This is a genomic window from Paraburkholderia sp. BR10882, assembly GCF_040948855.1.
Lineage (GTDB): Bacteria > Pseudomonadota > Gammaproteobacteria > Burkholderiales > Burkholderiaceae > Paraburkholderia > Paraburkholderia nodosa_A.
On the sequence record NZ_JBFPKP010000039.1, the window covers coordinates 1 to 13228 of the forward strand.

The following is a 13228-nucleotide window of genomic DNA, read 5'->3' on the forward strand; positions in this document are numbered from 1 at the left end:
GATTTGTAATCATCAGGTGGCGGGTTCGAGTCCTGCAGCCGGCACCATACACAGCAAGGGGTTACGCGATGTTTGCGTAGCCCCTTGCCGTTTCCAAAACACCCTCCGCGTTTCCAAAATTCATCAACGCGAGGGTTTTACGGGGCGCGTACCGCGCACGTAGCGTGCCGTCATGCCGGGTCCGCTGTGGCCCGCCAAGCGTTGCCCCGCCTCTAGTCCCTCGTCGATCGTCTTGTGCGTCACGCCGCGCGCGCGAAGGTCGCGGAACTGAAATTTCGTCTTGTCGATGCCCGCCTTATCGCGGGCCTTATCGAACCGTGACCGCAACTGGCCCTTCGTTAGCGGATAGCCTTCTTCGTCACGCAACAGATATGGGGAGACGTCGACTTTCGAACCGCGCCAGGCGAGCAGGCGGTCGATCAGGTTCGCGAGTTCGCCGGTGATCTGGATCGTGACGAAGGCGCCCGTTTTGCGCGTCCGAAAGATGAGGTTGCCCTTCACGATGTTCGAGCGCTGTACGCCCAGGATATCCGCCGGCCGTTGTGCGCACAGGTCGGCCAGGTCCATCGCATTGCGCAAGGGCTCGTCGGCCACGGCATGGACGGACGCATACAGCTCATCGTCAATCAGCACGTCCTGGCGACCGCTCTCTTTCTTCCCACGCACTCCGGCGCATGGGTTCGCGATCGTCATCATTCCCCACAGCCGTGCGCAATTCAGGGCGAGCGAGAGGACTGCTTTGGTTCGATTCGCTGTGACGATGCCGCGCTTCTCCGCGGTGGCTCGCCAAATACTCGCCACGTCGGCCGGTTTCAGGGTGTCGAGCTCGCGGTCGCCGATGACGCCTGCCAGCCGGGAAAGGAACAGGTCGTACATGCGGCGCGTCGCGGTCGATTTTTGCGGCAGTTCCCTCAGCCGATACTCGCGGTCGAGCATGGCGAACGTGTGCCGTGTGACTTCGGACGTCGGCACACGTCTGCCTTCCAGCTCAGCCCATCGTTGGAGCGCCACGACGCGATCTGGGCCGAGCGGTTCCAGAAAGCGACGCCCCTCGATTTCACCATGGTCGTAGTAGTAGCGCAGAGCGCCGTTGGCGTTCTTGCGTGTGCGGAGGCGCGGGATTGCGCCTGGAATTTGTGCCCGGCGTCCCATCACACTGCGCCAAGGTTGAGCGGTGTGCTTACTGCGGTCCGGGGAGTACGCGCGAGCTTCGAATCGATGATGCCCATCCGTTTATCGTGAAAAGTGCGTGCGACCAACACGCGGCCGTGGACGTCGACCACATGCGGCCATCCCTGTTGCACGAGCCACAGGATTTGACGCATACGAATCGGTGTGCCGGTTAATTCGCGCAGTTCTTGGCGGCCGAGATACATGCCGCCGCAGCCGGAATATTGTTGCATGGTCATCTTCATCGCGAAAAGGAGGTACACGCAGCGCAACTCGTGGATTGATGGTTTGCGCGATATGAACCTTAACTGACTGATTCTTAAAGATTTGTCGTGCCACCAGTTGCCATCATTCACCCATGGCACCCCCGGAAAACTCATGGCCCAAAAAATAGGCAGCGTGCGCGACTGATGGCGAAACAGCCCCGACTCGTGGCACGAGGTGTTGGCTGATTTCTTGCCCTTCCTCGTATTCTTTCTTCTTCTTTTTCAATGAATTGGAGAGAGGAAAGAAAGGGGCGTCGCCGGCCAGCGTCGAAAACAGACTCATGGCAAAAGCCACATGACTCGTGGCAAATCCGGTGTGACTCGTGGCGGCACTCGCTTCAGGAATCAAGGACTTAGGCGCGCACCGTCCAGAAATCCACGGGTTTTCTGCGCTGCCTGTCCGCTGCCAGCGACGAAACTCGCCTTGTTCTACTGCCGGGTCGTTGCCCGGTCGTTGCCATGATGATTGGAGCTTCACGCGTGGCCTCCCTGTAGGGCGTCGGTCGCCAGGTCCTCGCGTACCGAAACGTGCAGCCCGAACGCAGCGAGACGCCCGAGTGAAACCGGCGTGAGGTACGGGACGCGGCGGGTGTAGATACGCCGCTCGACTTCCTTCTCGCCGACGACGACACCCGCGTGCTTGAGTTGCGCCTTGAATACACGATCGGACTTCACCGGCAGACCGTTCCACTTGTCGCGCAGCGCACTGGTGTGGGCGATGTGATCCATCACGTGGCCCGTGCGCAGCAGAAGGCAGAACTCGCCGTCGACCGTGTCGAAGGTAAAAGGGTGCTTGTAGTTGCCGCCGTCGATCTCGGAAAGGACGGTTTCCATGATCCAGACCCACGGCTCGCGGTCGGCGCTCGTCTCGGCGATGTGGCCGTTCATCTCGGTCAGCAGGTCGCGCGGGAAATCGCCTTCGCTCGCGTCCATGCCGGCGAACTCGCACAGGTAGCGCCAGGCGAGTGCGACGGCCGCATAGTTGCCGGCCATGCGCTTGGCGCCGTCGTCCTGGCCGCTCGCCCGGCAGTTGGCGAGCGCCTTGCCGAGCAGCGCTGCGTATTGGTCGAGCACGGCGCGCTTGTCGAGGCCAGCGAGGAATTCGAGCCACTGCCGGAGCGGGAAGCGCGGCAGCTCGTCGGGCAACAGCGGGCCACGCTTGCCGGTGAGCGTCGTGCGCACGAGCTTGCCGAGCAGGCTGCGCACAGGCACATCCTCGCCGGCCAGCATCACGGGCGCGCACAACAGGTATTCCGTCATGTCGCTACCGCGGCGCGTCACCGTGTACTGATAGTTCTCCTGCAGCAGCCCGACCGCCTTGTCGATCACGTCCTGCCGGCGGGCCGACAGCTCTTCCCATCCGACCGGGTGGCTGGTGTGGCTGATGCTGGTGAGCAGCCGGAATTCCGTCTGCAGCGACTGCCCCGAAAACATCGTGAACGCCAGCGAGCGCTCGAGGCGCTTGATGAGCGTGGACTTGCCCGCTCCCTTGTTCGCCTGGATTGTGATGTGCGGCCAGAAGCCGAGCAGGGCCTTCAGGTGGCCGCCGAGTGCCCACACGAGCGGGATGGTGGCCGCGTTCTGTTTGAATGTCGCTTGGTACGCCGTGATGACGCGGCGCGCGTCGCCGATTGGCCCGCTCGGGAACGTCAGGTTGTGATACGGGCACTGCTTGTCGGCTTCGGTGAAGTAGCAGTCCGGCCCTTCGTTCACGATCAGGCGGCCGTCGCGCCATGCGAGCCCGACGAAGTTCGCGGCCTGCCGCGCGCCGAGGTCGGCGCCGCGTTCCAGAATGTTCACCATGCGCTTGAACGGCGCCGGCGCCCAAATCGGGCCGAACTTGCCCCACTGGTCGACGTTGTGGAGCTGGTCGTCGAGCATCACGCGGCGGATGAGCTGCGCACCGTGTCGCGGGGCCTGCACCGATACCGCGAAATAGACGGTAGGTGCCTGGTCGGCATCGCCCGTCATAGTCGACGTTGCGCTCGCGACGGACACGCGGCTGATGGCGGCGATGCGGAAGCCGCACAGGTCAGTCGTTACCGGCGTCTCGACTCCCGATTCCTCGTTCCGGTCCATCTTCGTGATGTAGCTCGTGAAGTCGGGACGCACGCGAAAGCGCCAGTACTGCGCGAAGTCGTGCGACGGCAGGAAGATGCGCGGCCGGCCTCGGCGTGTCGCATCGCCGGGCATACCGGCGATGAGCCACGGCTCGATCTGTTCGAGTGCTCGCGCCAGTTCGGCGGCGCCGCGCAGCTGCAAATAGTCGTTCACGTCGTTGATGGGGTGACGTGTCTTTTCGCCGTCTGCGAGATCGGCAAGCCACTCGGCCTGGTCTACGAGCACAGCGCTGATGTTGAGCGCCGTAAGCCTTTCATAGAGCGCCCATGCCGCTTCGGGGCCAGGGCGGTGACCGGCGCGCGGGTGGCCGTCCGCGAACGGTTCGTCGTTGTCCAGGCAGACGACGACCTGTCTGCCACGCAGCGACGAAAAGTCGACGGCGTCGACGTTGGCGAGGCCGCGCAGCGCGAGCGATGCGACGCCAGGCATCGCGCAAGTGTCGATCGACAGCGCGTTGATCGCGCTTTCGACGACGACCACGCGCCGGGCCTTGCCAAGCCGGCGGGCGTCGGCGGTCCAGAAGTAGCCGGATTTATCGCCCTGCGTCTGGGTTTTGACGCCGCCGTTCTGCGCGGGGTCGAGATAGCGCATGTCGACCGCGACGACACGGGCCTCGCCCGGCGCGCGCACGATGAACGCGGCGGCCGGCCCGCCGTGGCCGACCTCGCCCGCGGCGATCTTAGGGCTCGCCCACATGTTGAAGCCGATCGAGCGGGCCGCGATCGCCGCGTCGATCGCTTCGGCCGAGATGCCGCGACTGCCGAGATATTCGCGCACGCGGTCACGTTCGGCGAAACACCGGTCGGCTATGTATTCGATGGTCGATTTCTCGCGGCGCTCGCCCGATTCGGGACGGTCGGCCGGAATGCCGTAGGCGTCGTGCAGGTAGCGCACAGCGTCGGCGACAGTGCTGCCGCGAACGTGCATCACGAGGTCGATACAGGAGCCACCCACATTGGCGCTGTGGTCGCGCCAGCCCGTTCCGTGCTTCGGGTGATTCACGTAGATCGACAGTGACGGGCTCCTGTCATCGTGCAGCGGCGAATGGTAGAGCGCACGGTCGCCGCCACGTCCGCGCTTGAGGCCGAGGCGGTCTGCAAGGTCGTGCAGATCAATTCGCTGTTTCAGTTCGTCAATTGTGGCCATCGTTACATGTGTTACAGAGGTTGCTGCTTGGATGTTTCAGCCGGGTTACCGCTTGTCGACGGGCTGAACACGAGGGCATGCAGGGCGCCGGCAGATGCGGGGAATGCAAAGGCAAGCTGGTCGCTTAGCGCGGCGACAAACAGGCCGAGCGTGCATTGACGCTGGAGGCTGCCTGGCCGGTTGTCGAACCGAAGCGTTTCGGCGGCTGCCTTTATCGCGGCAAGCAATGCCGCGTCATCCGGCGTGGTGTGAGCGGCGGGTGTCATTTGTATTTCTCCCCGAGTAATTCGAGGCGGTTGCGCTCGAACTGGCACGTAGCGAACTGAAAACCGGCACGTGCGATCGTCGCCTCGTCGAGCATCTGCCGAAGGCGGTGGCGATGGCGCTCAAGGTTCGTCGTCGCCTGCGTGATCGCGCTGGTTCGCGTCGCACCCATGCCGCTCTGCATTCCCGAGGCGAGGTGAGTGACGATCCACTTCTCAGGGTGGCCGTCCGTAAGGTGGCGCTCGGCATGGATACCGAACGTGGCGCCAGCGTTGTTCGGTATGACGACGTGCTCACCTGTGACGGTGCGCAGGCCTGCAGACGTAAGCAGTTCGTATCGAATGACCGGTGTGTTTGTGGCGTTCATTGCTTCACCCCCGAGGCGGAACAGACCAAGCCAGCGTGGTAATCAGTGCGATGAGCGCACAGGCCGCGAGCGCCAGCGACAGCAGCGGCGCATTCCGCAACTTGAGCTGGCGAAGAATGCCCCCGGTGGTGAGAGCCATGCCGGTGAAAGAGAAGCCGAGCATCAGCAACACGCCGATGCTGAAAATGCAGGTTTTCATGATGAGATTGCTCCAGAGACGATGCGCCGCCGGACAGCGCGGATACATCAGTCGTCGTCGTTAGCTGCGAGTCGCTTCGCGTCGATCGAATTGCGCATGCGCATCTGCTCGCGGGCCTGCATCGCACGCGCGGCGGATTCGACGACAACGCGGACGGCGCGGTTGCGCATGGACATTTCGAAGTCGCCGACCATGCGCAGGCGATGCCATGCCGCGCGCAGTTCGAACTCCGTGAGGGGCGTGCGCATGCCATCAATGCAGGACGATCGGGTTGAGTACGGGCATACCAGCGTCGGCATCCCATCGGCAGCCGAGCACGTATCCGAGACGGCGCGCGGTGCCGACAAAAACGAATGGGTCGACGTCGGCACTCCAAAGCGTCTGCAGGTAATCGCGACGCAGTTCCAGCGGAAGGCTTGCCGGATCGAACGGCATAACGATTGGCGTAGCGGCAAGTGTGGCCATGCGAATCTCCTTTCTTTGGGCAAAAAAAGTCCCTCGCGCCGCTAAGGCACGATGCGAGGGAAAACAGTGGATGCTGGTTAGAGCGCTAGACGGGCAGCTCGAGTTGTTGCGCGAGGCGTTCGCGCACGTGCGGCGAGAGCGGCAAGTTCAGCGTCAAATTGGGTGTTGCCGATGGCGACAGCGTGCGGGCGAATTCCATGTTCACCACGTAGGTGTGACCGCACTCGGGGCTGTTGCATTGGTACGTGACTTCGCGAAAAGTCAGTGACATTTCGCGGCTGCTGCGCGCGGTGGCGCGTGTGCGGCAGTGGGGGCAGCGGTTCAGGATTCGCATGACGACCTCCCTGGACCGCATTCGCCATAGCCGCGACGGGCGCATTCACAGTGCACACCCACCTCGCCGAGCGTGGCCACGGCGTCGAGGTATTTGCGCGTAACGAGAACGAAGCCGACGGCAGCAACGAGCGTGTCAATCTTGTCGATGACAACGCCTTGCCCGCCGCTCAGGAAGCGGCTGACTTGCGAATCGTCCCAACCGAGTGCGGCTTGCACGTCTTGACGCTTCGGGCCGTGCAGCGCTTGGCGCAGCGACGGTTCAATGAGGGCAGGGCTCCGCATGGTTCAATGCCCTGCAATAGTATTTGAGTGCGCTTGCGCGTCCGAGCCGGTAACTTTGGCTTGGTACTGCTCAACGCCTTCGAGGTAGATCAGGCGCGCAACGCTAGAGGTTGATCTGTTAAGCGACGCGGAGAGTTCTTCGAGAGTGCGGCGCTCATCGGGCATGAGCCGCATGTAAACCGGCTTGCTCGACAGCACGCCTCGCGGGGAGCGAGTGATGGGGGGCTTTTTACGAAGCATGTCGTATACTTCCTGTCATTAACCTTGCACAACTGTAATGCTAGTACCCATTTGGGTACCTGTCAACGAATTTGGTGTCCAAATGGAATCTATTGGCGCGCGATTGCGGGAAGAGCGGCAACGGCTCCGGCTGAGCCAAGTTGAGCTTGCGACGCTGGGCGGCATTGGCAAGCAGGCGCAGCTCCGGTATGAGAAAGATGAGCGCCTGCCGGATGCCGCTTATCTCGCCTCGATCGAAACGGCCGGGGTCGACGTGCTCTATATCGTTACCGGGCGCCGCAACACGTCCGACCTTTCCACCGATGAGTCTGACCTTGTGCAGCGATATCGCGATGCACCTGAGGCCGTTCGTGCTGCTGCGCTTGGTGCACTTGCTGCGGGCACGGTGCCGAGCAAATTCCAGCAGGATTTCAGGGGCGCGAACGTTGGCCAGCAAGTGAGCGGCGACGTAACCGGCGCCTTCACGATCAACATGGGTTCAAGCAAGGCGCGTAAGAAGCAAAACAGCGAAAGCGACTGAGCGAACCACGCAATACGGCAGGACCAGCCGTAGGAGAACAAGAAGTCGATGGTGCAGAAGTTCACCGGGGAGGTCGGGCAGGTTGCCGGCCGAGATGTGAAGTCCAGTAACGCACAAGCCAACGTAAATATCCATCTCCATAGCGGAGAGGAATCGAAGCGATACATTAGCGACCGACAGCGGCGAGCGATTGCGGCGAAGGTCTTCGAGCTCGAAGAGAGGACTGGCGTCGAAAAACTCATTGTGTATCGGCGTCTGATGACTTGTTTCAAGTTCCAGAGCATGGACGAGTTGCCACGAGACCTGTTTGAACGCGTAATGCGCTATCTCGACGGGTGGCTACGCAATGGAACAGCCGATCAGACGGCGCCGCCGCCCGCGTTGTCCGAAGGCGGCGAGTCATTTCCAGCCGTCTCTTCGCCGATCGCTCCAGCACAGCACCATCCCGGCTTTGCCGCTTCGGTGCCGCCCGGCTCGCACTCCCCATTCACGCCTTTGCCGAAACATACGATGCGAACCTCTTGGCTTCCGATTTGCCTCGCCGTCATTGCATCAATGGGCGTGTTTGCCGCAGTCGCCTGGGTGGTGCATCGCCCGAGCCATGAGTCCCAACCCCAGGCAGTCACGCCGACGCCGCATTGCGAATATGCGGGCACTCGCTACACGATAGGCAGCATCGTTAGACAGGAAGGTCTCCGGCAGCGTTGCGCGGCAACGGGAGACCACCCCGCCGAATGGCAGCCGCTTGCTTCAGGCGGACGGGACTAAATATCGGATGAGATAGCGAGCTACGCGGCCCGCGTCTCCCACGCGTCGATCAAATCTTGCTTTAAATATGCTTTCGATTGTCTTTCTTAAAACTTTCAACGTGGGATAATGCGCGCCGTCCAACTAAGGAGGCTGCGCAGTGCAACCCATCATCTTTTGTACGAGCTTCATCAAAGACGAGAAAGCATGGGACGAACGTTATTTGCGGTGGCTGAACTACTACAACCGTTCGCCCGTCGCAGATGCAATGAAATTCATGATTGATGATGGATCGCCCTTCACGCCCCCTAGTGCGACTATCGAAACCGTCTCTCATACCGATCCGATTCGGTACTCGGCAGGCAGCAACGTTCTAGTTCGATTTCCGAACAATCTAGGCCGTCAAGGTGTGGCGGAGTATCCGGGTTGGTGGAGAAGCTTTTTCCACTCCATCGAAATTGCCCGTGCCGTTGGCGTGCAAAAAATCATCCATATCGAATCAGACGCCTACATTCTGAGCGAGCGATTGTTTGACTTCGTCAGCGAGGTCGAATCCGGTTGGCATGTGCTTTGGGCGCAACGCTACGGCATGCCAGAAACGGCGATACAGGTCATTTGTTGCGATCAGTTCGACGCCTTCGCCAGCTTCAAGGCGCAGGCAGCGGAAACGCCGGTTTCCGACATCGCGGAAAGAGTCCTGCCGTTCTCGGCTATCGACAAAAGATTCAAGGGTGATCGATACAGCGAATTCAAGCGCAATCGCGGGCCGTTTTTCAAGTCGCGAAAATTCAACGCTATCCCGCTATTTCAGAGCCAATTCTTTTGGGAGCCGATACCCGATGATGCCGACTTTGCAACTCAGGTTGTCATGAGGCAGAAAATTGCGCCGTTCGAGGCGCGTTGGCAAGGCGGCATCGCCGCTTGATGCAGTCAAGCGCCGAGGCCTTCGATTGACGGCATCGGCGCAGTTTCATCACTTGCCCGGCTTCCTGAAGTTCGAGCGGTGCCGGTCGCTCGTCGGATCGTCGCGCACTTCTAGGTCGAGTTCGCACGTATAGCCCGCGTCACTCAGCTCGTGCCGTACCTTTTTCACGAGCCATGATTCGTTGTCTATGTCGGGCTTGAACCCGTTGAGATAGACGGGCACTTCCGGGTAAAGGTCGGGCCGGCCGAGCGCGAGCGTGTAACTCATGGTCGCCTGGCTTCGCTGCGTGCGGTTGAGTTCGGCCGTTGCAGCGGCGCGCGCCTCGGCCTCGGTCGGGTATGTCTCGGGCAAAACCTTGATGCTGTGATTGTTCTCGCCGCCGACGACGACAGATTTGCGCTTCGCGCGTCCGGTCGCGTGATAGAACGCACGCACGCCGGCATAGTTCTCGCGCTCCGATACGTGGTAACGGTGCCGGTCGCCTTCGCGGCGCGTCAGCTCGATAGACGTGAGCGCCTTGCCGCTCGCGCTCGTGCCGTGTCCGATCGGCATGAAAAGCAGGTGCGAATCCTTCACGTTCATCACGGCGTCGTATCGCCTCGCGACGCGCGTGAGAAACGACATATCAGACTCGTGCGTTTGATCGATGTGCGCGATCACGACTTTCGCGAGCGCGTCGGCCACGGCCGCCTTGAGGTTGTGCGCGCCGGCGATCTTGCGTACGATCGCGCCGATCGTCTCGCCGTGCCAGCTCTTTTCCTTTCGCTCGCTCATGGCGTTCGTCATCGAGGCCGATCGCGCCTGTAGCGTGATCGTGTCCGGTGCGCCGGCGTGTTCGACTTCGTTGATCGTGAAAGAGCCCTTGTCGACGAGGCCCGTGTCGGCCCATCCGATCGATACGCGCACGACTTCGCCGCGCTTCGGGATCGCGAGCTTGCCGTCTGAGTCGTCGAGCGTGAGAGTCAGCGTGTCGGCCTCTTCGCCGCGCGACTCGACGATCGACAGGCTCACAAGGCGCGGCTCGATCTTGCTCGTCAGGTCTTTTCCGGCGAGCGTGATTTGATAGATCGGGGTCGGCTGTTTCATTTCGCCTCGTCCTTCGCCGGCTCGGTTTTTGTTTTTACGAGGCCATCGTCGACGCGCATGAGGCTCAACGTGAATTCGACGCGCCTCGGCGTGCCGTCCTTCTGGTGCAGCGATTGCCCTTCGTCGAGGCCTTCGATCACGAATGCGCCGTACACGTTGCCGGCGCCGTCGACGAGCGCAAAGGCGTCGCCATCATCGCCCATGCTGCGCAGCTCGGTCAGCGACGACAGCTTGCCGATACCTTGGTCGGGGGCAAACCATCCCGTCATGGTGATCGCGTCGTCGCCCTGGCCGGTGTATTGCCGCGCATCACGGCCGCCGACGCGCGGGGTGTTGCGATGCTTCCAGCTCGTGCGCCGTTGCAGCTCTTGATAGGCGAGGGTGGACAGGCTGAAAACGAACTGCCCGAGGGCCATCATCATTTCGAAGTCTCCAGTTAATCCGACAGGCGCGAGCTTGCGCGCGAGGCCTTCTTGCGCTCGATTTGCTCGATCGCTTGCCGCACCTGATTCGCTATTTCCTTCGGGTCTGAGCCGGTGATATGGAAAATGTATTGATCGCCGCCGGCCGCCGATGCCACGCCGGCCGCAATTCCGGCCGCCTGGCGGGCTTGCAGGGCCGGTCGGGTATCAATGGCTACGCCGGGGCCGCCGGCGGCCTGTGCGGCTCCTGTGCCGCCGAACGAGGTCGCCGCGAGCGTCGCGAGGCCGATCGCCGCTTTCGCGATACGCCCTTGCTCGGCTTCCATGCCGATCGCCGCGCCTTGCGAGATGAATCCACCCAGCTCGCCGAAGACGCGCGACGGGCTATGAATGCCGAGCTTTTCCTTGAACCATGTGACGGTATTGCTCGCGACGTTGGTGATCGCTTCTTTCACGGTTCCGAGGCCGTTCGTGATGCCGTTGACGAGGCCTGAAATCAGATTCGAGCCAAACTCCGAAAACTTCGCCGGCATGTCGACGCCTAACCAGCGCAGCACGCCCGCGAATGCCTGATAAAACAGGCCGAGCGGGGACCAGTTGACGATGAGCGCGCCGATACCCGAAAGGCCGCCGGCGAACGCCTGTTGAATGTCGCCCCACAGTCCGGCGAAAAATGCCTTGATCGGCTCCCAGTATCGATAGATCAGATACGCGCCGACAGCGATCGCCGTGATCGCGAGGCCGATCGGGTTCATCAGCATCGCGCGGCCGGCGAGCATGGCAGAGCGGCCGAGGAATCGCCACGCGCCCGCCTGCATGGCGAGCACGCGCGAAAGGATGCCGCCTTGCATGCCGAGCGCCGTCATGCTGAATTTAACAAGCGCGAGCGGGCCGAGCACGCCGGCCAGCGCAATCGTAAACATGCCGCCGCCGACGAGCATCGCGGCGAGCGCGGCAAGCGTCACGAGCACGACTTGTGCGGCCGTGCTGTGCTCTTTCATGAAACCCGTGACGCTATCGAGCAGGCCGGCCGTGAGCGACAGGCCGGCGTTATAGATCGGCGAAACTTTCTGGCCGATTTCGAGCTTGAGGTCGCGGATTTGCGCGAGCGCTTCAAGTTCGCGGCCTTGCGTCATCTGGCTCGCCTTCTCAGCCCCTTCGTCGATGCCGTCAGCGCCGGCGTTGAGCCGTTCGTTTTTGTGGATTTGATCGCGCTGCATGTACATCGTCGTAAACAGGTTTGCAGCGGTGCGATTGGTGAAAATCGTTGCGATCGTGTCCTTGATCTTGTTCGGATCGGTGACGCCCTTCGCGGCGAGCTGGGGAAGCAGTACCTTTTCCATCCATTCGAGCGGCGACGCCTTCAGGATGTCGCTACCCTTGAGCGCGCCCGTCTTGAAGTGGTTGACCTGGCCCATCTTGTTGTACTCAACGCCGTCTTTCGAGATGAGGCCGAGGCCGACCAGCTCGCGCGCGGCCTTGACGGTCGTCTTGCCCTGGTAGACGTTGTTATAGGCCGACATAAGGCCCGTGCCGACAGCGTGGCCGCCCATTTCCTGAATAAGCGGCTCCATCTGATAGAAAAATGCGTCCTTGCGCATCTGTTTCGCCGCGACGCCGCCGGTTTGAATGAACTGCATCCATTGATCGCCGCCGACGCGGCCGCCGGTCGCGGTAATCACCTTTTGCACCATGTTCGCTTCGTCCTTAAACGTCGCTTCGTCCTTGGTGCCGCCGCGCAGCTCGATCACCTTGAGCATGTTCATAAACTTCTCTTCGTTCGCGTGCCCGTCCTCCGCGCCGAACAATGCTTCGTTGGTGAATTTCATTTTTGCGAGCGTCGGCATCACCATTTGCGCATGGTGCTCGTCGGCGAAAATCGTCAGCGAGTCGCGCATGAGCGTGAGGTTATCCGTCGTGCTCGTCCCCATTTGCTTCATCGCCTTCGCATACTTCACGGCGTCGGCCGTCGCGTGATCGCCCAGGCCGAGCGCCTTGATGCGCACGGCTTCGCTTTCGAAGGCCTTCGATTGATCGAGCGTTTCAGACAGGTCGCCGATGATGTGCGAGCCGGCCGCCTTCGCTGCATAGCCGGCGACGGCCATATTCGCCGCGGTTCCTTGCAGCTTGCCCATTTTCGCGCGCGCGCTGGCCATCGCCTTTTCGCGCTGCGTGAGCTGTTCGAGCTTCGACACTTGCCCGTCGATCGTGCCGCTCGTCGCGGCGATGCTCGCGCGCAGCTCGCGTTCATGCTGCGCGAGGTTGCGCGTATTGATGCCAGCGCCGCCGAGCTGCGTGCGCAGCTCGTTAAGGCCCAAGGTTTGCGCACGGTGCGCGGTCGCGAGCTTCGCCGTCGCGCTTTTCGCCTTCTCAAAGTCGGCGATCATTTGACGGCTCGGCGGGCCGCTCGCGCGCAGGCCGGCGGCTAGTGCCTTGACGTGCGCGTTTGCGTCGGTCAATTCGCGCTTGGTGCGGTTGAGGCCGGCGGCCATTTCGCGGAACCCGGTAACGTCCTTGTGCGCCTTCTGGAGTCGCGTGAGTTCGTCGCGCGACTCTTTCAGCGACTTTGCGAGGCCCTTGTTACCCGCCATGATGTTTTTGAGGGGCTTCGTCGCGCCGTCGATCATGTCGAACAGCACGCGCAATTTGAGGTCGCTACCGTTTGCCATTGT

The 13228-nt window shown here is 61.8% G+C and carries 18 protein-coding genes; 3 read left to right on the forward strand and 15 right to left on the reverse strand.

Annotated elements, in window-relative coordinates; genetic code table 11:
• Window positions 1-123: 123 nt before the first annotated feature.
• The 12 genes from AB3X99_RS39955 to AB3X99_RS40010 all read right to left on the reverse strand — a co-directional run bounded on the left by AB3X99_RS39955 (window position 124) and on the right by AB3X99_RS40010 (window position 6856).
• Window positions 124-1152: a tyrosine-type recombinase/integrase gene (locus tag AB3X99_RS39955; protein WP_368661954.1), complete on the reverse strand. Its 1029-nt coding sequence runs from the start codon at window positions 1150-1152 to the stop codon at window positions 124-126.
• On the reverse strand, window positions 1152-1433 hold the full coding sequence (locus tag AB3X99_RS39960) for a DUF4224 domain-containing protein (RefSeq protein ID WP_368661955.1): 282 nt from the start codon (window positions 1431-1433) through the stop codon (window positions 1152-1154). The genes AB3X99_RS39955 and AB3X99_RS39960 overlap by 1 nt, the downstream gene beginning before the upstream one ends.
• 85 nt (window positions 1434-1518) lie before the next feature.
• Window positions 1519-1914 (reverse strand): hypothetical protein, encoded by a 396-nt coding sequence (locus AB3X99_RS39965; protein WP_368661956.1) that lies wholly within the window; start codon window positions 1912-1914, stop codon window positions 1519-1521.
• On the reverse strand, window positions 1911-4703 hold the full coding sequence (locus tag AB3X99_RS39970) for a toprim domain-containing protein (protein WP_368661957.1): 2793 nt from the start codon (window positions 4701-4703) through the stop codon (window positions 1911-1913). Before AB3X99_RS39970 ends, AB3X99_RS39965 begins: the two co-directional genes overlap by 4 nt.
• An 11-nt stretch (window positions 4704-4714) precedes the next feature.
• Window positions 4715-4969 (reverse strand): hypothetical protein, encoded by a 255-nt coding sequence (locus AB3X99_RS39975; protein WP_368661958.1) that lies wholly within the window; start codon window positions 4967-4969, stop codon window positions 4715-4717.
• Window positions 4966-5334: a hypothetical protein gene (locus AB3X99_RS39980; RefSeq protein WP_368661959.1), complete on the reverse strand. Its 369-nt coding sequence runs from the start codon at window positions 5332-5334 to the stop codon at window positions 4966-4968. Before AB3X99_RS39980 ends, AB3X99_RS39975 begins: the two co-directional genes overlap by 4 nt.
• A gap of 4 nt (window positions 5335-5338) precedes the next feature.
• Complete coding sequence (locus tag AB3X99_RS39985) at window positions 5339-5533, reverse strand: hypothetical protein (protein ID WP_368661960.1); 195 nt, start codon at window positions 5531-5533, stop codon at window positions 5339-5341.
• Window positions 5534-5580: 47 nt separating this feature from the next.
• Window positions 5581-5781 (reverse strand): hypothetical protein, encoded by a 201-nt coding sequence (locus tag AB3X99_RS39990; RefSeq protein ID WP_368661961.1) that lies wholly within the window; start codon window positions 5779-5781, stop codon window positions 5581-5583.
• 4 nt (window positions 5782-5785) lie between these two features.
• On the reverse strand, window positions 5786-5998 hold the full coding sequence (locus AB3X99_RS39995) for a hypothetical protein (protein ID WP_028206597.1): 213 nt from the start codon (window positions 5996-5998) through the stop codon (window positions 5786-5788).
• 85 nt (window positions 5999-6083) lie between these two features.
• Window positions 6084-6332: an ogr/Delta-like zinc finger family protein gene (locus AB3X99_RS40000; protein WP_028206598.1), complete on the reverse strand. Its 249-nt coding sequence runs from the start codon at window positions 6330-6332 to the stop codon at window positions 6084-6086.
• Complete coding sequence (locus tag AB3X99_RS40005; RefSeq protein WP_035514218.1) at window positions 6320-6616, reverse strand: hypothetical protein; 297 nt, start codon at window positions 6614-6616, stop codon at window positions 6320-6322. The genes AB3X99_RS40000 and AB3X99_RS40005 overlap by 13 nt, the downstream gene beginning before the upstream one ends.
• Before the next feature lie 3 nt (window positions 6617-6619).
• Complete coding sequence (locus tag AB3X99_RS40010) at window positions 6620-6856, reverse strand: hypothetical protein (RefSeq protein WP_368661962.1); 237 nt, start codon at window positions 6854-6856, stop codon at window positions 6620-6622.
• An 82-nt stretch (window positions 6857-6938) separates the two neighbouring features.
• On the opposite strand from AB3X99_RS40010, the gene AB3X99_RS40015 reads away from it, so the two are divergent.
• The 3 genes from AB3X99_RS40015 (at window position 6939) to AB3X99_RS40025 (ending at window position 9048) form a co-directional block, all read left to right on the forward strand.
• Window positions 6939-7376: a transcriptional regulator gene (locus tag AB3X99_RS40015; RefSeq protein WP_368661963.1), complete on the forward strand. Its 438-nt coding sequence runs from the start codon at window positions 6939-6941 to the stop codon at window positions 7374-7376.
• A gap of 48 nt (window positions 7377-7424) precedes the next feature.
• The gene (locus AB3X99_RS40020; protein ID WP_368661964.1) at window positions 7425-8144 is read left to right on the forward strand and encodes an alpha/beta hydrolase; all 720 of its coding nucleotides are present in this window, start codon (window positions 7425-7427) and stop codon (window positions 8142-8144) included.
• Between the two features lie 139 nt (window positions 8145-8283).
• Entirely contained in the window at window positions 8284-9048 is a 765-nt protein-coding gene (locus tag AB3X99_RS40025; RefSeq protein WP_368661965.1) for a hypothetical protein, read from the forward strand.
• A 48-nt stretch (window positions 9049-9096) separates the two neighbouring features.
• On the opposite strand, the gene AB3X99_RS40030 is transcribed toward AB3X99_RS40025, so the two are convergent.
• The 3 genes from AB3X99_RS40030 to AB3X99_RS40040 are packed head-to-tail and all read right to left on the reverse strand — an operon-like array spanning window position 9097 to window position 13225.
• A complete protein-coding gene (locus AB3X99_RS40030; protein ID WP_368661966.1) occupies window positions 9097-10134 on the reverse strand; it encodes a phage late control D family protein in 1038 nt (345 codons plus the stop codon).
• Entirely contained in the window at window positions 10131-10556 is a 426-nt protein-coding gene (locus AB3X99_RS40035) for a phage tail protein (RefSeq protein ID WP_368661967.1), read from the reverse strand. Before AB3X99_RS40035 ends, AB3X99_RS40030 begins: the two co-directional genes overlap by 4 nt.
• 14 nt (window positions 10557-10570) lie before the next feature.
• Complete coding sequence (locus tag AB3X99_RS40040) at window positions 10571-13225, reverse strand: phage tail tape measure protein (RefSeq protein ID WP_368661968.1); 2655 nt, start codon at window positions 13223-13225, stop codon at window positions 10571-10573.
• Between the last annotated feature and the right edge of the window lie 3 nt (window positions 13226-13228).